Raw genomic sequence first — 16,821 nt, 5'->3', positions numbered from 1 at the left:
GGTAAGGAGCCGGAGTGACTTCACCGAACGAGGCGGGCTATCCGCGCTCGGGCGACGGTAGTGGCAACGGATCCATTCCCGAGAATCCCGAAACGGCCGCCCAGGGCAACGCCGTCGGACGCGGCGGCGATGTGCCGCCGTGGCAGCGCGGGCCCGCGGCCAGGGCGGCGCAGAAGCAACAACCGCGTTCGCCCCGCGAACCGCGGCCGGAGCCCGCCCGCGGCGCGGGCCCGGCGAGCTCCTCCCCCGGCGCCGATGCCCGCCTCAACCGGTTCATCTCCGGCAGCTCTGCCCCCGCCGCGGAGCCGGCCGAGCCGCCGCCGCATCGCAGCGAGCCGGTGAGCACCCCGGCGACCAGTGAGGCCTACGCCAGCGAGCTGCCGGACCTCTCCGCAGCGGCGCCCCGGACGGCCCAACCCCGCAAGTCGGCGCCCGAGCGGCCCGAGCCGTCGGTGCGGCCGGCGGGCCGGGTTCAGGTGGCCAGCCGCCCGCAGGCGGGTCCGGTGCGGGCGAGCATGCAGATTCGCCGGATCGACCCGTGGAGCGCGCTGAAGGTGTCGCTGGTGTTGTCGGTCGCGTTGTTCTTCGTGTGGATGATCGCCGTGGCGTTCCTGTACCTGGTGCTGGGCGGCATGGGCGTGTGGAGCAAGCTCAACAGCAACGTCGGCGACCTGCTCACCAGCGCCAACGGCCAGGCCGGCGGCGAGCTGGTGTCCAGCGGGACGATCTTCGGCGGCGCCGCGTTGATCGGCTTGGTGAACATCGTGTTGTTGACGGCGATGGCCACGGTCGGCGTGTTCATCTACAACCTGACGACAGATCTGGTCGGCGGTATCGAGGTGACGCTGGCCGACCGCGACTGATCCGGTTTGGGCCGGGGGTCGCGATTACGGTAATCTCGTCGCTCGGCCATGTGCGTTACGGGCCTATAGCTCAGGCGGTTAGAGCGCTTCGCTGATAACGAAGAGGTCGGAGGTTCGAGTCCTCCTAGGCCCACGGAAAGGGTCACCATGAGGCTGGTGTTACTGGTCGCGGCGGTGGCGCTGGCGGTGATCCTTCTGGGGTTGGTGCGGTCGCGACATGGCGTGGAGGTGTGGCACGCAGCTGCCGACCAACCGGCTTGATCCGGGGCCTTAGCTCAGTTGGTAGAGCGCTGCCTTTGCAAGGCAGAAGTCAGGGGTTCGAATCCCCTAGGCTCCACAGATTTCTCACGGCGGAAACGGCGTCCGAGACGTTACGGCTTCGGCGTCACGTCTACGCTCGGCGGCCGCGGCGAGGGCTCGGGTTGCATCGACCGCCGCACGATCGAAAACGTCACTGCCCCAACGCCTATCAGTGTCACGCCGGCGACGGCAAGCACAAGCGGGCGGGGCCGACGCTTGGGCCGTCGCGCATCCGCGATCGCCTGCGGCAGGTTGGCCAGCACCTCCTGCGCCGCGGCGAGCTCTTGGGCGATGGTGTCCTGGGCATCCTCGAACTCCTTGGCCAGCCGGCTCTTCTCGAGACGCTGACGGAGGCTGCTCGCCGCAGACGCCGCCCCCTGCCAGCTCAACCCTGCCGTCCCCAGCGTGACGTCGACGGGACCCACCGCGCTGTATTTCAGGCCGCGTGACAATCGCTGTCCCGGGGTCAGCCGGGCCTGCGTCTTAGAGCTCATCTGTTACCTCTCTCGCGGCCGATGTGAAATCCCTACCAGCCTGCCATTGACGGCGACACGGCGGTGCCCGGTTCGGCGTGAACGGCGCGTGGCAGACTGGCTTCCCGTGACGAGCCCCATTCAGACAGCGACGGCGACCCTGCACACCAACCGCGGTGACATCAAGATCGCCCTGTTCGGCAACCACGCCCCCAAGACGGTCGCCAACTTCGTCGGCCTGGCCCAGGGCACCAAGGACTACGGCACCGAGAACGCCTCGGGTGGCACCGCCGGCCCGTTCTACGACGGAGCGGTTTTCCACCGGGTGATCGACGGCTTCATGATCCAGGGCGGCGACCCGACCGGCACCGGCCGCGGCGGCCCCGGCTACCAGTTCGATGACGAGTTCCATCCCGAGCTGCAGTTCGACAAGCCGTACCTGCTGGCGATGGCCAACGCGGGCCCGGGTACCAACGGTTCGCAGTTCTTCATCACCGTGGGCAAGACGCCGCACCTGAACCGCAGGCACACCATCTTCGGCGAGGTCGTCGACGAGGAGTCGCAGAAGGTCGTCGAGGCGATCGCGTCGACGGAGACCGACCGCAGCGACCGGCCGACCGAGCCGGTGGTTATCGACTCGATCACCATTTCCTGACGGACCTCAGCCCCCGGCGAAGCCGGCGGCGGTCAGGGCGTCGAGGACGTCCAGCGGATCGGTGCCCAAGTCCCATCGGGTGAAGACGAACAACCGGTCGTCTGTGGTATCGATTTCGAGCAGCCGAACGGTGCGCGCAATACGGCGGAATTCGGTGATCCGAATGAGCTCGATGCTGTTCTTAGCAACGCCATGTGTGCGCAGCGGTCCGCGTATCAAAAGGCCGCCGTCGCTGATTGCCAGCTTCGGCCGTGCGCGCCACGAAACGGTTGCAAACAAGAGAAGTCCGGCGGCGGCAATGATCGCGAGAATGCGGCCGGGGGGGTCTGTGATTAGGGTCACAGCGGCAATAGCCACCATAAGGCCGCCGACGCCGCAAGCAGCGACTCCGGCGGCCGGAGGCCCCCAACTAGTTTGCTGCATGCGAAATCCACACCCTTTTACCCCGGTTTATGGGGTTATCCACAAGTGCTATCCCCAATGGGGATGAATCACACCGATGTGATTGGGTTGCCACGAGGTTGCAGGACGGGTAACGCATCAAGTCCAAGTTGAATTCATCAGGACCGATGCGCCCGTCATCGCCAGCGCATCGTTAGCAATAACCCGGTGATCATGAAAGCAAACGCAATTGCGTAATTCCATGGTCCGAGGTCCGCTAGGAACGGAATCGACGTCGACGCCAACTGGAAAACCAGCAACCACGCGAGGCCGATCAGCATCAGCCCGAGGAACAGCACCACGAACCAGACGCTCGACGGTCCGCCCTTCACCTTGACCGGTGTGCGGCTCACCGGGTTGATGGTGAAGTCGTTTTTCTTACGAACCTTGGACTTGGGCATTGGTACCTTCACAAACACTCGGCGCCACGGGTGCGACGATGAAGCAGGATTCACCTACGAGGTTAACGTAGGAGCCCTGCGGGCCGAGAATCGCGACGGGAAGTACACGATGGCAGCTCCACAGCAGTCCGTCTGGCGTTTCGGGGTGCCGCTGGTCTGCCTGCTGGCCGGACTCCTTCTCGCGGCCACTCACGGAGTCTCCGGCGGCGACGAGATCAGGCGCAGCGATTCGCCCCGCCTGGTCGATTTGGTGCGGGACGCCCAGCAGTCGGTCGACCGGCTCAGCGCGCAGCGCGACAAGCTGGTCGACGACATCGACAGCCATCACGGCGGCTCCCCCGGCGCCGACGCCGCGCTGGCCGCGATCCAGAAGCGCAACGCCGCGTTGACCGGCGACGCCGGCCTCGACCCGATCCGTGGCCGCGGCCTGGTCGTCACCCTCAACGATGCTCAACGCGACGCCAACGGCCGGTTCCCCCGCGACGCCTCCCCTGACGATCTGGTGGTGCACCAGCAGGACATCCAGGGAGTGCTCAACGCCCTGTGGGCTGGCGGCGCCGAGGGCGTCCAGATGCAGGATCAACGCATCATCGCCACGTCGGCGCCGCGCTGCGTCGGAAACACGCTTCTCCTCAACGGCCGGACCTACAGCCCGCCGTATGTCATCACCGCCATCGGCGACCCCGTCGCGATGCAGGCCGCGCTCGCGGCGTCACCGTTGGTAACGATCTATAAGCAGTACGTGGTGCGATTCGGGCTCGGCTACTCGGAGGAGCCCCGCGAGTCGGTCGACATCGTCGGGCATCCCGAGTCGGTGCGGATGCGGTTCGCCAAGCCGCTCGGACCCATCGGCTACTGAGCACACCCCATATACGGGGTTTCGCGGATGTTTTCCCCGATCCGGTTTCGCATGCTGGCTAGCATGAGCGCACCCGAAGTAGGAGCTCTGGGCGTGGCTGACCTGCCGACCGGAACCGTGACGTTGCTGCTGGCTGACGTCGAGGGGTCGACGCGGTTGTGGGATTCCCAGCCCGACGATATGACTGCCGCACTCCCGAGGCTGAACCACACGGTCGACAGCCTCGTTGCCGCGCATGGTGGTGTGCGGCCCGTCGAGCAAGGCGAGGGCGACAGCTTCGTGATCGCGTTCGCGCGGGCCAGCGACGCGGTCGCGTGTGCGCTCGAGTTGCAGCGGGCGTCGTTGGCGCCGCTCCGGCTGCGGATCGGCATTCACACCGGTCAGATCCAGCTGCGCGACGAGGGCAACTACGCGGGGCCGACGATCAACCGGGCGGCACGGCTGCGCGATCTGGGCCACGGCGGCCAGACCCTGTTGTCGGGCGCGACAGAGCCGCTGGTAGTCGACTGGCTGCCCGGTGGCGCCTGGCTGACCGATCTGGGCACGCATCCGCTGCGAGACTTGCCGAGGCCGGAGCGGGTGGTTCAGCTGTGTCATCCCGACACGTGCAACGACTTTCCACCGCTGAGGACCTCGAAAGATGCTGGCGCACCGGCACTTCCGACGCAGCTCACAAGCTTCGTCGGCCGCGGCGCGCAGATGGACGAAGTGCGCGGGTTGCTGCGCGACAACCGTCTGGTGAACCTGACCGGCGCCGGAGGAGCGGGGAAAACCCGCTTGGCGGTCGAGGTGGCCGCGCGTGCTGGCGGCGATTTCCCCGACGGTGTGATCTACGTCGACCTTGCTCCGGTGACGCATCCTGACGTGGTGCCGGTGGCGGTCGCGCGTGCCGTCGGCCTGCCGGACCAGCCCGGCCGGTCGACGATCGACAACGTCGTGCGCGCCCTCGGTCACAAGCGGGTGCTGATGCTGGTGGACAACTGCGAGCATCTGCTCGAGCCCTCGGCGGCATTGGTCAATGACCTTCTGGGCGCGTGTCCCGCACTGTGCCTGCTGGCCACCAGCCGCGAGCCGCTGGGGGTGCCGGGGGAGGTGACGTTCCTGGTGCCGTCGTTGTCGATCGATGACGAGGCGATCGAGTTGTTCGTCGACCGCGCCCGCCGCGTGCGGCCCGATTTCACTGTCGCCGAACATAATCAGGCGACGTTGGAGGAGATCTGTAGGCGCCTGGACGGAATGCCGTTGGCGATCGAACTGGCCGCGGCCCGGGTGCGCGCGCTGTCGCTGGACGACATCCTCGGCAGCCTGCATGACCGCTTCCGGCTGTTGACCGGCGGCGCCCGCACCGCGGTGCGTCGACAACAAACATTGCGCGCGTCGGTCGATTGGTCCCACGCTTTGTTGACCGATCCGGAGCGGGTGCTGTTCCGCCGGTTGGCCGTGTTCCTAGGCGGTTTCGACCTGGACGCGGCGCAGGCCGTCGCGGGCACCTCCGAGGTCGAGCGGTACCAGGTGCTCGATCAGTTGACACTCCTGGTGGACAAGTCGCTGGTGGTCGCCGAAAACACCAGCGGCAGAACGCGATACCGGCTGTTGGAGACCGTGCGTCAGTACGCGTTGGAGAAGCTGGGGGAGTCAGGCGAGGCGAACGACGTCCGCCTCCGTCATCGTGACCACTACGTATCGGAGGCCGATGCGCTCAACCACCCGGAGCGGCCGGACTATCTGGAGCATCTCGAACGAATCAACGGTGACATCGACAACTTACGGGCGGCGTTTGCGTGGAGCCTGGAGGCCGATGATGTGGAAACAGCGCTGCGGCTCGCATCGTCGATGTTCCCGGTCTGGCAGGACGGCGGCCGCAACGGCGAGGGCATTGCGTGGATGAATGCGGCGTTTGCACATGCCGACGCGTCATCGGTGGACACCGCGGTGCGCTCGCGTGCCTTGGTGGACAAGGTCATGCTGGGCGCGTGGACCCTGCTGGCGGAGAACGTGGTGGACGCGGACCAGGCAGTGACGCTGGCACGTACGGTCGGTGACCCGAAACTGTTGATCCGGGCGCTCATCGGGCGCGGCGTCGCCACCGCCTACGACGCCGAAGCAACGCGGACGTATTTCACCGAAGCGACGGAACTCGCCGAAGGCCTGGATGATCCGTGGATTTGGAGCCAGCTCCATCTCGAGCGTGCCCGCTCGGCGATGGGCGCAGGCAATCCGGCGGCTTGCCAGGAGGCGGCGGCGAAGGCGTACGAAATCGCCGCCGAAATAGGCGACCGCACCACCACCCGGACTTGCCTGTGGGCCGTGGGATGGGCTCGGGCCTGGCTCGGCGATATAACCGGGGCGCTGGCCAAGGTGGACCGGGCCATCGACGAAGCAGCCGCCGCGCACGACACCATGCTTCAGCTGTATGCGCTTCTGGTGCAGGGGTTTGCGCGATCTCACCTGGGCGATGTTGCTGGAGCACGCGCATCAGCCGAAGTGGCACTCGACGCCGCCTCAGACTTGATGGAGTTCTACGTCGCTCCGGGCTACGCCACGCTGGCCATGGCATATCAGGCTGCCGGTGACGGTGAAGCGGCCACAGCAGCCTACGCCAAGGCGCGTCGGCAGACGGGCGTCAATCGCATGATGGTGGTAGGCGTATTCCCGTGGGCGGCGTTGTCCGCGTTGTCATCTGGTGATGTCGACACCGCCCGGCAGTGGGCAGACGAGGCCGTCGGTATGTCGTACGGCTGCTTTCTGTCGGTGGCGCTGATGGCGCGGGCACAGGTGCGACTCGTCCAAGGCGAACTCGATGGCGCCGAGCAGGATGCCCAGGACGCCTTGTCGGCCGCGGTCGAGGCAGGTACGCAACTACGGATGCAGTCGACGCTCGAGTGCCTGGCCACCCTGGCGGCGCTCGCGGGAAGCCACCGCGAGGCGGCGCGCCTCTTCGGGGCGGGGGAGGCCATGCGCCAGCGCACGGGCGAAGTGCGCTTCCCGAACTTCGACGCCGACTACGTCGCCGCCGTCAACGATCTCCGCGCCGCCATGGCCCCCGATGACTTCGACGCTGCCTGGACCGAAGGAGCGGCGTTGTCGACCGATGAGGCGATCGCCTATGCGCAGCGTGGCCGCGGTGAGCGTAAGCGGCCCACGTCGGGGTGGGCGTCGCTGACCCCCACCGAGCAGGACGTCGTCCGGCTGGTCAGCGATGGGCTGGCGAACAAGGACATCGCGACCCGGCTGTTCATGTCGCCGCGCACGGTGGAGACCCATCTGACCCACGTCTACGCCAAGCTCGGGCTTTCATCCCGGGTGCAACTCGCCCAGGAAGCCGCCAAGCACACACGGTAACCTGGGCGGATGCAGGTTCTGGTCGTCGACAACTACGACAGCTTCGTGTTCAACCTGGTCCAGTACCTGGGCCAGCTCGGTGTGCACGCGCAGGTGTGGCGCAACGACGACGACCGCCTCGCCACCGCCGACGACATCGCCAAGGCCGCCGCCGACTTCGACGGTGTGCTGCTGAGCCCGGGACCCGGCACCCCCGAGCGCGCCGGCGCGTCGATCCAGTTGGTCAAGGCCTGCGCGGCCGCAAAGACGCCGCTGCTTGGAGTGTGCCTCGGCCATCAGGCGATCGGGGTGGCGTTCGGCGGTACCGTCGACCGGGCACCGGAGCTCCTGCACGGCAAGACGAGCACCGTGCATCACGCTAATGTCGGTGTGCTGCAAGGGCTTCCGGACCCGTTTACCGCCACGCGGTATCACTCCCTGACCATCCTGCCCGACACCTTGCCCGCCGAACTCGAGGTGACCGCCCGCACCGACGGCGGCGTCATCATGGGCGTGCGGCACATCGAGCTGCCCATCCACGGCGTGCAGTTCCACCCCGAGTCGATCCTCACCGAAGGCGGACACCGGATGCTGGCCAACTGGCTGGGATACAGCGGGGCCGCCCCGGCTGAATCGCTGGTGCGCGCCCTCGAGGACGAGGTCGCCGACACCGTACGCGCGGCTACGCAGCGAAGTTCAGCGTAATCGTCGCGTCGAAGTTCACCGTCGTGCCCGGCGGCGGGCTCTGCGTCACCACGGCGTTGGTGCGTTGACCGCTGTCGCGGGCGTCGGCGCCCTTGTCGAGGAACCCCGTCCAGCCCAGCGCGCGCAATCGCGGCTCGGCGTCGGTCCAGAATTGGCCGCGCAGGTCGGGCATCGTGAACTGGTTGCCCTTGGAGACCCGGATCTGCACGACGGTGTCCAGCGTGGTGTTCTGCCCGGCCGGGGGAGTGGTGCCCAGCACCTGACCGGCCGGCTCGGGGCTGTCCACTTCGACGGGCACGGACTTGGTGAAGCCGCTGGCGTTGAGGACCTGCTGGGCCGACTCGATCGTCTGGGACTTCACGTCCGGTATGGGCCGGTTCTCGGGACCCGTACCGACGACGATCGTGATCTCGTTCGTGATCGCCGAGGTCTGGTTTGCCGGTGGCAGCGTGGCCACCACGCGGTCCTTGAGCTCCGGCGTCGATGGTGATGGGCTCTGCTTGAACCGCCCGAAGCCGGCGTCGGAGAGCTTCTTTACGGCTTCGGCATAGGTCAGCGACGACACGTCGGGGATCTCGCGCTGCTCGGGGCCGGTCGAGACGTTGATGGTGATCTCGTCGCCGGCGTCCACCTCCGAACCGGCGGCAGGCTCGGTGTTGATGACGTGGTCGGGCTGCACTTTCGAATCGGGCTTTTGCTGCGTACGCGTCTTGAAGCCGGCGTTCTGCAGCGCCACCACGGCGTCGGCCGACGCCTGATTGCTCACGTCGGGCACCTGCACGTCGCGGGTGTTGCCGCCGATCATGTTGATCGCGATCGTCACCACCACGGTGAGCACCGCAAGCGCCGCGACCGCGATCAGCCACCGGCCGACGGACTGGCCGCGGTCGCTCTCGCGGTAGGCGCGCCGGTGTGGCGTCAGCTCCTCGGTCATCGGCGTCTGGTGCATCGGGCCCGTCGACGCCATCAGCGATGTACGTTCGGCAGCGGTGAGCACCTTCGGCGCATCGGGTGTCTCACCGCTATGCACGCGGATCAGGTCGGCGCGCATCTCCGCGGCGGTCTGATACCGGTTGTCGGGATTCTTGGCCAGCGACTTGAGGACCACCGCGTCGAGCTCCGGTGAGATGCCGTCATGGCGCTGCGACGGCGGGATCGGATCTTCGCGGACATGCTGGTAGGCCACGGCGACGGGCGAGTCGCCGATGAAAGGCGGTTCGCCAGTGAGGATTTCGTAGAGCACACAGCCCAACGAGTAGACGTCGGAGCGCGCGTCGACCTTCTCGCCGCGGGCCTGTTCGGGCGAGAGGTACTGTGCCGTGCCGATGACCGCGGCCGTCTGCGTGACGCTGTTGGCGTCGGCCAGCGCCCGGGCGATGCCGAAGTCCATCACCTTCACCGCGCCGCTCTTGCTGATCATGATGTTGGCCGGCTTGACGTCGCGGTGGATGATGCCGTGCTGATGACTGAAGTTCAGGGCCTGGCACGCGTCGGCGATGACCTCGATGGCCCGTTGCGGCTCCATCGGGCCGTCGTTGTGCACGATGTCACGCAGCGTCACCCCGTCGACGTACTCCATCACGATGTAGGGCAGCGGGCCGTTGGTCGTCTCGGCCTCGCCGGTGTCATACACCGCGACGATCGCGGGGTGGTTCAGCGCGGCCGCGTTCTGGGCCTCGCGCCGGAAGCGGAGATAGAAGCTCGGGTCGCGGGCCAGGTCTGCGCGCAGCACCTTGACCGCCACGTCCCGGTGCAGGCGCACATCGCGCGCGAGATGGACTTCGGACATGCCTCCGAAGCCGAGAATCTCGCCCAGTTCGTAGCGGTCGGACAGGTGCTGCGGGGTCGTCATTGCTATGTCTGTTCTGGATCCAAGGGCGCCGCCCGCAGCGGTGCGGACGGCGCGATCACGTTGAGTCGGTATACCCCGATTTGCTCTCCACGATGACCGATGGACCACTCATCGGTCCAGCCCGGCACTGTGACCAGCGGCGGAGCCCCTTGTGGGGTGGTCTGGGTGACGGTGTCTGTGATCGTCGGCGGCGGCGATTCCCGATCCTTCTTGTCTTGGGCGTTGAGCACGATCAGGATCGCGATCGCGATCGCCAGCGCGCCCAGCACGCCGGCTGCCCACAGCAGCGCCCGCTGACCCGACGAGAACGTCCGACGCGGCGGTGGAGGGCGGTGCGCGGCCGTCATGGGCCGCGATCGGGCGGCGGTGGCGGGACCGCGCGCCGTCATGGCCGCGCTGGCCGGAGCGGTGCCGACGGCGGTCGGTGCGGCGCGGCCGATGGTCGGCGCGGCGTTGGGGCGGGGAGGCCGGCGTCCGGCGCGCACGGCGGCCACCGCGTCGGCGAACGGACCGCCGGAGCGGTAGCGCATGCTCGGGTTCTTCACGAGCGTGATCTCGATCAGCTCGCGCACGTTCGGCGGCAAATCGGCCGGCAGCGGCGCGGGTGTCTCCTTGATGTGCTTCATCGCCACGGTCAGCGCGCCGTCACCGGTGAACGGGCGCTTACCCGAAACCGCTTCGTAGCCAACGACTCCCAGCGAGTAGACGTCGCTGGCGGCCGTCGCGTCATGACCGAGCGCCTGCTCCGGGGCAATGTACTGGGCGGTGCCCATGACCATGCCGGTCTGCGTGACAGGCGCGGCGTCGACGGCCTTGGCGATACCGAAGTCGGTGAGCTTCACCTGTCCGGTCGGGGTGATGAGGATGTTGCCCGGCTTGACGTCGCGATGCACCAGGCCGGCGGAGTGTGCGACCTGCAGCGCCCTGCCGGTCTGCTCGAGCATGTCCAGCGAGTGCCGCAGCGACAGCCGCCCGGTGCGCTTGAGCACAGAGTTCAGCGGTTCGCCGTTGATGAGCTCCATCACCAGATATGCGGTGCGGCCCTCGCCGTCCATATCGGTTTCGCCGTAGTCGTAGACGCTGGCGATGCCGGGATGGTTGAGCATGGCGACCGTGCGCGCTTCGGCGCGGAACCGCTCGACGAACTCGGGGTCAGATGAGAACTCGGCCTTGAGCACCTTGACCGCGACGCGCCGGCCCAGCCGGGAGTCGACGGCCTCCCACACCTGGCCCATGCCGCCGGTGGCGATGAGCCGCTGCAGCCGATACCGGCCCGACAGAGTGACACCTACGCGGGGGCTCATGCCGCCTCCCGCAACGCCGCCGCGATGGTCGCCCGGCCGATCGGCGCAGCCAGCGCGCCGCCCGTCGCCGAGAGCCGGTTACCGCCGTTTTCCACCAGCACCGCAACCGCGACCTTGGGTGCTCGCGCGGGCGCGAACGCGATGTACCACGCGTGCGGCGGGGTATTGCGCGGGTCGGTCCCGTGCTCCGCGGTACCTGTCTTCGATGCGATCTGCACGCCGGCGATGGCTCCCTTCTGCTGCGTCACCTGCTCGGCGTCGACCATCAAGTTTGTAATTGTATCGGCGACCTGCTCGGACACCGCACGGCGCTGTTCGTGCGGCATGGTCGTCGCGATATTCGACAGGTCGGGCCCCTTGAGGCTGTCGACCAGGTACGGCTGCATCGTTTTCCCTTTGTTCGCGATGGTGGCGGCCACCAGCGCGTTCTGCAGAGGTGTGAGGGCGACGTCCTTCTGGCCGATGCTGGACATTCCCAGCGCCGCGGCGTCGCTGATGGGGCCGACGGTGGACTCGGCGACCTGCAGCGGAATCGGTTCCGGAGTGGTGTCGAGGCCGAAGGCCTGCGCGGTGTCTTTGAGGGCGTCGGCGCCGGTGTCGATGCCCAGCTGGACGAACGCGGTGTTGCATGACTTGGCGAACGCGTCGTGCAGCGACGCCGACGGGCCGCTTCCGCACGTTGCACCGCCGAAGTTCTCCAGTGTTGCGGTGCTGTCCGGCAACGAAATTCGGGCCGCAGACGGCAGCTGGATATCGGGAGTCGCGCCGCTGCCCAGCGCGGCGGCCGTCGTGATGACCTTGAACGTCGAGCCCGGCGGGTAGGTCTCCGATATCGCGCGGTTCAGCAGCGGGTTGCCGGGGCTGTCCCGGAGCTGCTGCCACGCTTGGGACTGTTCGTTGAGGTCGTGGCTGGCCAACAGGTTCGGGTCGTACGACGGCGCCGACACCATCGCCAGAATCTTTCCGGTGGACGGTTCCAGCGCGACGACGGCGCCGGTGCACGGGCCGCTGCAACCGTCCTCCATCGCGTCCCAGGCCGCCTGCTGTACCCGCGGGTTGATGGTGGTCGCCACGTTGCCGCCGCGGGGGTCGCGGCCGGTGAAGAAGTCGGCCAGCCGGCGGCCGAACAACCGCTCGTCGGACCCGTTGAGCACGGTGTCCTCGGCGCGTTCCAGTCCCGTGCTGGAAAACCTCAACGAGTAGAAGCCGGTGACGGGGGCATACGTCATCGGGTTCGGGTATACCCGCAGGAATCGGAAGCGGCCGTCGGTCGACACCGAATACGCCAGCAGCTGACCGCCCGCGGAGATCTGGCCGCGCTGCCGGGAGTACTCGTCGAGCAGCACGCGCTGGTTGCGCGGGTCCGCGCGCAGGCCGTCGGCAGTGAAGACCTGCGTGAGGGTGGCATTAGCGAGCAGCAGCACGATCAACACCATGATCATGACCGAGATTCGGCGCAGCGAGGTGTTCATACGCGCTCGATCACCTCGGTACTCGCGGACGCGATGGGTGACTTGTTCGTCGGCCGGGTCACGATCGGGCGGCGCGCGGCGTGCGAAATTCGCAGCAGGATCGCCAGCAGAACGTAATTGGCCAGCAGCGACGAGCCGCCGTAGGACAACCACGGCGTCGTCAACCCCGTCAGAGGGATCAGCTTGGTGACGCCGCCGACGACGATGAACAACTGAATCGCCAGGGTCGAGGCCAGCCCCGCGGCCAGCAGCTTGCCGAAGCTGTCGCGCACGGCGATCGCGGTGCGCAGACCGCGGATGATGACGATCGTGTAGAGCATCAGCACGCCGGCCAGGCCGACCAGACCGAGTTCTTCACCGACGGCGGCGACGATGAAGTCCGTCGACGCCGCGGGCACCACGCCGGGCTGACCGTTGCCGAGGCCGGTGCCGAAGATGCCGCCGGTGGCGAAGCTGAACAGTGACTGGACCATCTGGTAGCCGGCGCCGTCGGGGTCGGCGAACGGGTCCAGCCAGTTCTGCACGCGGGTGCGGACGTGGCCGAAAATGTAATACGCGGCAACGCTTCCCGCCGCGAACAGTGCCAACCCGATCACCACCCAGCTGAACCGGTCGGTGGCCACGTACACCAGCACCAGGAACGACGCGTACAGCAGAAGCGATGTGCCCAAATCCTTCTCGAAGATCATCACGCCGACCGAGAGGATCCACGCCGCCAGCAGAGGTGCGAGGTCGCGTGGCCGCGGAAGATCCATTCCGAGCACGTGCTTCCCGGCGCTGGTGAACACGCTGCGCTTGGACACCAGCACCGCCGCAAAGAAGATCAGCAACAGGATCTTGGAAAACTCGGCGGGCTGAATTGAGAAGCCCGGCAACTCAATCCAGATTTTGGCACCGTTCTGCTCTGACATCGACGAGGGCAGCACGGCGGGAATCGCCAGCAGTATCAAACCTGTGGCACCGCAGACGTAGCCGTAGCGGGCCAGCATCCGATGGTCATGCAGGAACGCCACGACCAATGAGAACGCGATCACGCCGAGCAACGTCCACAGCATCTGCTGATTGGCGCTCGGTCCGCGAAGCCCGGTCGAGATGTCGTCACTGGCCGCGAGGTCCAGGCGGTGAATCATCACCAGCCCCAAGCCATTCAGCAGCGCGACCACCGGCAGTAGCAGTGGGTCGGCGTACGGCGCGAACCGACGGATCATCAAATGGGCCGCACCGAACAGCCCCAAGAAGGCCAGGGTGTAGGAGGCCAGGTCCCAGCTGAGGCCCTGCTCCTGGTTCGCCTCGACGATCAGCAGAGCGACGGTGGTGATGACGGTGGCGAACCCCAGCAGAAGCAACTCCGCATTGCGCCGGTTGGGAAGCGGCGGCAATACGGTGACGGGCGGCTGGGGTTGTGTCGTCATGACACGGTCCGGCAGGTCTTGCCCGGTTCGGAGGGGGGCGGCGGCAGCGCGGTGACTGTCGGCGGCGGGGTCGGGGGAGCGGTCACGGTGGTGGGCGTCTCGGGCGCCGGACCGGGAAGCGGCCCACGCGGCGGGGCCGCCGTCGGACTGTTGGGCGCCTCCGGCGGACCGGTCGGCGGGGCGGGCGCGGCCGTCGGTGGCGGCGGTGGAGGCGGCGCAGGCGTCCGCGGCGGGCAGATAGGCAGCACGGAGCTGCGGGCGAGCTCTTCCATCTGTCCGATGGCGTTGTCCAGGCTGCCCGATGGCAAACCGGCGATGACCTGGGCCCGTTCAGACGGGCGCATGTCGTTGACGTTGAGCATGCGGCAGTTGAGGTTCTCGGGGGCCTGCCCGGCGCTGATGAGCGACAGGTCATTTCGGTCGTTGAGGCAGCCCAGCAGATAGGGCTCCTGCAGTTGGTATCCGAGAAACGAGCCTTGTACGCCGCGCATGATCGACACCGTGCCGTCGTGCTCGGTGACGTAGTAGTTGCTGCGGACGATCTCCCTGCCGACGGCCAGGCCGGCCAGCACGAGCAGGACCAGCACCGCGGCGGCGATGAACATCTTGCGCCGGGACCGTGGTGGCCGGGCAACCTCTTCTGGTTGCGGCACAACGCGTTTGGCCTCGTTGCGTCGCGGGTTGAACGCCGAGGCCCGCCCGGCCGCGGTGTCCGGCGGGGCCGCGTGGTCGTCGTCACCGGATACCGCACCGGCGAGGATCGGCTGGGTCTGGCCGTAGTCGTAATCGATGACGTCGGCGACGACGACTGTGACGTTGTCCGGGCCGCCGCCGCGCAACGCGAGTTCGATGAGCCGGTCGGCACTTTCGGCGACATCCGGGATCTGCAACGCGTCGAGGATGGTCTCGTGGCTGACCGGATCCGACAGCCCGTCAGAGCACAACAGGTAGCGATCGCCGGCCTTGGCCTCGCGCATGATCAGCGTCGGCTCGACCTCGTGGCCGGTGAGTGCCCGCATGATCAGCGACCGCTGCGGGTGGCTGTGCGCCTCTTCCGCGGTGATGCGGCCTTCGTCGACCAGGGTCTGGACGAAGGTGTCGTCCTTGGTGATCTGGGTGAGCTCGCCTTCGCGAAGCAGGTAGCCGCGCGAGTCCCCGATGTGGACCAGCCCAAGTCTGTTGCCGTCGAACAGGATTGCGGTGAGCGTCGTGCCCATGCCCTCGAGTTCGGGGTCTGCTTCGACGTGGGCGGCGATCGCGGAGTTGCCCTCGCGCACCGCGGACTCCAGCTTGGATAGCAGATCACCGCCGGGCTCGTCGTCGTCGAGATGGGCCAGCGCGGCGATGACGAGCTGGGAGGCCACCTCGCCGGCCGCATGGCCACCCATGCCGTCGGCGAGGGCCAGCAGGCGCGCGCCCGCATAGACGGAGTCCTCGTTGTTGGCCCGGACCAAGCCGCGGTCGCTGCGGGCCGCGTATCGAAGAACAAGTGTCACGGGCGCAGCTCGATTACCGTCTTGCCGATTCGAACCGGCGTGCCTAATGGAACCCGTACCGCGGTAGTCACCTTCGCCCTGTCGAGGTATGTGCCGTTGGTCGATCCTAGGTCTTCGACGTACCATTCCGAACCCCGCTGCGACAGCCGGGCGTGCCGAGTGGAGGCGTAGTCGTCGGTGAGCACCAGCGTGGAGTCGTCAGCGCGGCCGATGAGCACTGGCTGGCTGCCCAAGGTGATGCGGGTGCCGGCCAACGCGCCCTCGGTCACCACCAGCGTGCGGGCGGTGTGGCGCTTCTGCCGCGACGGCAACAGCGAGCCGCGCAGCGCCAGGCCTCGGCGCACCATCACCGCCCCGGTCGGCGCGTAGATGTCGGTGCGCAAAATGCGCAGCACCGACCAGATAAACAGCCACAGCAGCAGCAGGAACCCGACACGCGTCAGCTGCAGCACTAGTCCCTGCATCTGACGTCCTCTCCGTCTGGTCCAGCCTCGCTCCTCACGTGCGCGACGACCCTCGGCAACGTCACGATACTTGGACGACCGACAGCATGAGCGGGAAGCACGCGGCTTGTACCCGTGCTGTGACTCGGCCGTTGGGTCCTTACAGCCCTCAGTGGACGCGGACGATGATCTCGGAATGCCCCAACCGGATCACGTCGCCGTCGGCCAGCTGCCACTCCTGCACCGGCGCGTTGTTCACGGTAGTGCCGTTGGTGGAGTTGAGGTCGGTGAGCAGCGCAACCTGACCGTCCCACCGGATCTCGAGATGCCGACGTGAGACGCCGGTATCGGGCAGGCGGAACTGCGCGTCCTGGCCGCGGCCGATCACATTGGAGCCCTCGCGAAGCTGATAAGTCCGGCCGCTGCCGTCATCGAGTTGCAGTGTGACCGTGGCGCCGCCGGCCGGATAGTCGGGCTGGCCGTATCCGGCTCCGTAGCCAGCTGCGGCACCCGCCGGTGGGCCGTAGTCATAGCCGCCGCCCGCGGGCTCGCCGTAGCCCGGCTCGCCGTAACCGCCGGCCGGCTGGCCGTAGTCCTGGCGACCGTAATCGGGCTGGGCATAGTCCTGGCGCGCGCCGTACTGCTGGCCGCCGTAGCCCGGATCCTGATAGCCGCCGCCCTGGTCGGGGTAGCCGCCCTGCTCCGGATAGCCGCCGGCGGGCGGACGGGCGTAGTCGTCTTGGCGTGGGGCGGGCGGTTGGCCGTAGTCACCGCGCCCGTAGTCGCCGCCGTAGCTCGGCTGGGCTGCGGGCGGGGGGTAGCCG

General features: G+C 67.6%; 15 protein-coding genes and 2 tRNA genes. 7 read left to right on the top strand and 10 right to left on the bottom strand.

Features of this window, described 5'->3' with window-relative positions:
- The first annotated feature begins 14 nt into the window (after positions 1–14).
- The 3 genes from A5651_RS05005 (at position 15) to A5651_RS04995 (ending at position 1,200) form a co-directional block, all read left to right on the top strand.
- Complete coding sequence (locus tag A5651_RS05005) at positions 15–863, top strand: DUF3566 domain-containing protein (RefSeq protein ID WP_066976186.1); 849 nt, start codon at positions 15–17, stop codon at positions 861–863.
- Between the two features lie 59 nt (positions 864–922).
- Positions 923–996 (top strand) — tRNA-Ile (locus A5651_RS05000).
- 131 nt (positions 997–1,127) lie between these two features.
- Positions 1,128–1,200 (top strand) — tRNA-Ala (locus tag A5651_RS04995).
- Between the two features lie 34 nt (positions 1,201–1,234).
- Here A5651_RS04995 and cwsA read toward each other — a convergent pair.
- Entirely contained in the window at positions 1,235–1,657 is a 423-nt protein-coding gene (cwsA, locus tag A5651_RS04990; RefSeq protein WP_066976183.1) for a cell wall synthesis protein CwsA, read from the bottom strand.
- A gap of 88 nt (positions 1,658–1,745) precedes the next feature.
- Between cwsA and A5651_RS04985 the strand changes: the two genes are divergently transcribed.
- Positions 1,746–2,291, top strand: coding sequence for a peptidylprolyl isomerase (locus tag A5651_RS04985; protein WP_197496548.1), 546 nt, complete (start codon positions 1,746–1,748; stop codon positions 2,289–2,291).
- Positions 2,292–2,297: 6 nt separating this feature from the next.
- On the opposite strand, the gene A5651_RS04980 is transcribed toward A5651_RS04985, so the two are convergent.
- Positions 2,298–2,714: a PH domain-containing protein gene (locus A5651_RS04980; RefSeq protein ID WP_066976180.1), complete on the bottom strand. Its 417-nt coding sequence runs from the start codon at positions 2,712–2,714 to the stop codon at positions 2,298–2,300.
- A gap of 155 nt (positions 2,715–2,869) precedes the next feature.
- Positions 2,870–3,133, bottom strand: coding sequence for a cell division protein CrgA (crgA, locus tag A5651_RS04975; protein WP_066976178.1), 264 nt, complete (start codon positions 3,131–3,133; stop codon positions 2,870–2,872).
- A gap of 109 nt (positions 3,134–3,242) precedes the next feature.
- Between crgA and A5651_RS04970 the strand changes: the two genes are divergently transcribed.
- The 3 genes from A5651_RS04970 (at position 3,243) to A5651_RS04960 (ending at position 8,018) form a co-directional block, all read left to right on the top strand.
- The gene (locus tag A5651_RS04970) at positions 3,243–3,992 is read left to right on the top strand and encodes a DUF881 domain-containing protein (RefSeq protein WP_066976175.1); all 750 of its coding nucleotides are present in this window, start codon (positions 3,243–3,245) and stop codon (positions 3,990–3,992) included.
- A 63-nt stretch (positions 3,993–4,055) separates the two neighbouring features.
- Positions 4,056–7,334: a LuxR C-terminal-related transcriptional regulator gene (locus A5651_RS04965; protein ID WP_231988571.1), complete on the top strand. Its 3,279-nt coding sequence runs from the start codon at positions 4,056–4,058 to the stop codon at positions 7,332–7,334.
- A 9-nt stretch (positions 7,335–7,343) separates the two neighbouring features.
- Positions 7,344–8,018 carry an aminodeoxychorismate/anthranilate synthase component II gene (locus tag A5651_RS04960; RefSeq protein WP_066976172.1) on the top strand — a complete coding sequence of 225 codons (675 nt, stop codon included), beginning with the start codon at positions 7,344–7,346 and terminating at the stop codon, positions 8,016–8,018.
- Here the strand turns inward: A5651_RS04960 and pknB are convergent.
- The 7 genes from pknB to A5651_RS04925 all read right to left on the bottom strand — a co-directional run.
- Positions 7,996–9,870, bottom strand: coding sequence for a Stk1 family PASTA domain-containing Ser/Thr kinase (gene pknB, locus A5651_RS04955; RefSeq protein WP_066976168.1), 1,875 nt, complete (start codon positions 9,868–9,870; stop codon positions 7,996–7,998). The genes A5651_RS04960 and pknB overlap by 23 nt on opposite strands.
- A gap of 2 nt (positions 9,871–9,872) precedes the next feature.
- The gene (locus A5651_RS04950; RefSeq protein WP_066976165.1) at positions 9,873–11,174 is read right to left on the bottom strand and encodes a serine/threonine-protein kinase; all 1,302 of its coding nucleotides are present in this window, start codon (positions 11,172–11,174) and stop codon (positions 9,873–9,875) included.
- Positions 11,171–12,646: a D,D-transpeptidase PbpA gene (gene pbpA, locus A5651_RS04945; RefSeq protein WP_066976162.1), complete on the bottom strand. Its 1,476-nt coding sequence runs from the start codon at positions 12,644–12,646 to the stop codon at positions 11,171–11,173. Before pbpA ends, A5651_RS04950 begins: the two co-directional genes overlap by 4 nt.
- Positions 12,643–14,058 (bottom strand): FtsW/RodA/SpoVE family cell cycle protein, encoded by a 1,416-nt coding sequence (locus A5651_RS04940; RefSeq protein ID WP_066976159.1) that lies wholly within the window; start codon positions 14,056–14,058, stop codon positions 12,643–12,645. Before A5651_RS04940 ends, pbpA begins: the two co-directional genes overlap by 4 nt.
- Positions 14,055–15,554 carry a PP2C family serine/threonine-protein phosphatase gene (locus A5651_RS04935; protein WP_066976155.1) on the bottom strand — a complete coding sequence of 500 codons (1,500 nt, stop codon included), beginning with the start codon at positions 15,552–15,554 and terminating at the stop codon, positions 14,055–14,057. Before A5651_RS04935 ends, A5651_RS04940 begins: the two co-directional genes overlap by 4 nt.
- Positions 15,551–16,018 (bottom strand): FHA domain-containing protein, encoded by a 468-nt coding sequence (locus A5651_RS04930; protein WP_066976152.1) that lies wholly within the window; start codon positions 16,016–16,018, stop codon positions 15,551–15,553. The genes A5651_RS04935 and A5651_RS04930 overlap by 4 nt, the downstream gene beginning before the upstream one ends.
- A 148-nt stretch (positions 16,019–16,166) precedes the next feature.
- On the bottom strand, positions 16,167–16,821 hold a 655-nt coding region (locus tag A5651_RS04925), incomplete at its 5' end, for an FHA domain-containing protein (protein ID WP_156662626.1).

Origin of the sequence: Mycobacterium sp. 1274761.0 (genome assembly GCF_001668615.1) — a bacterium.
Taxonomy (GTDB): Bacteria; Actinomycetota; Actinomycetes; order Mycobacteriales; family Mycobacteriaceae; genus Mycobacterium.
The sequence above is the reverse complement of the archived record's forward strand: the minus strand, read 5'-3'. Positions and strand labels throughout refer to the sequence as shown.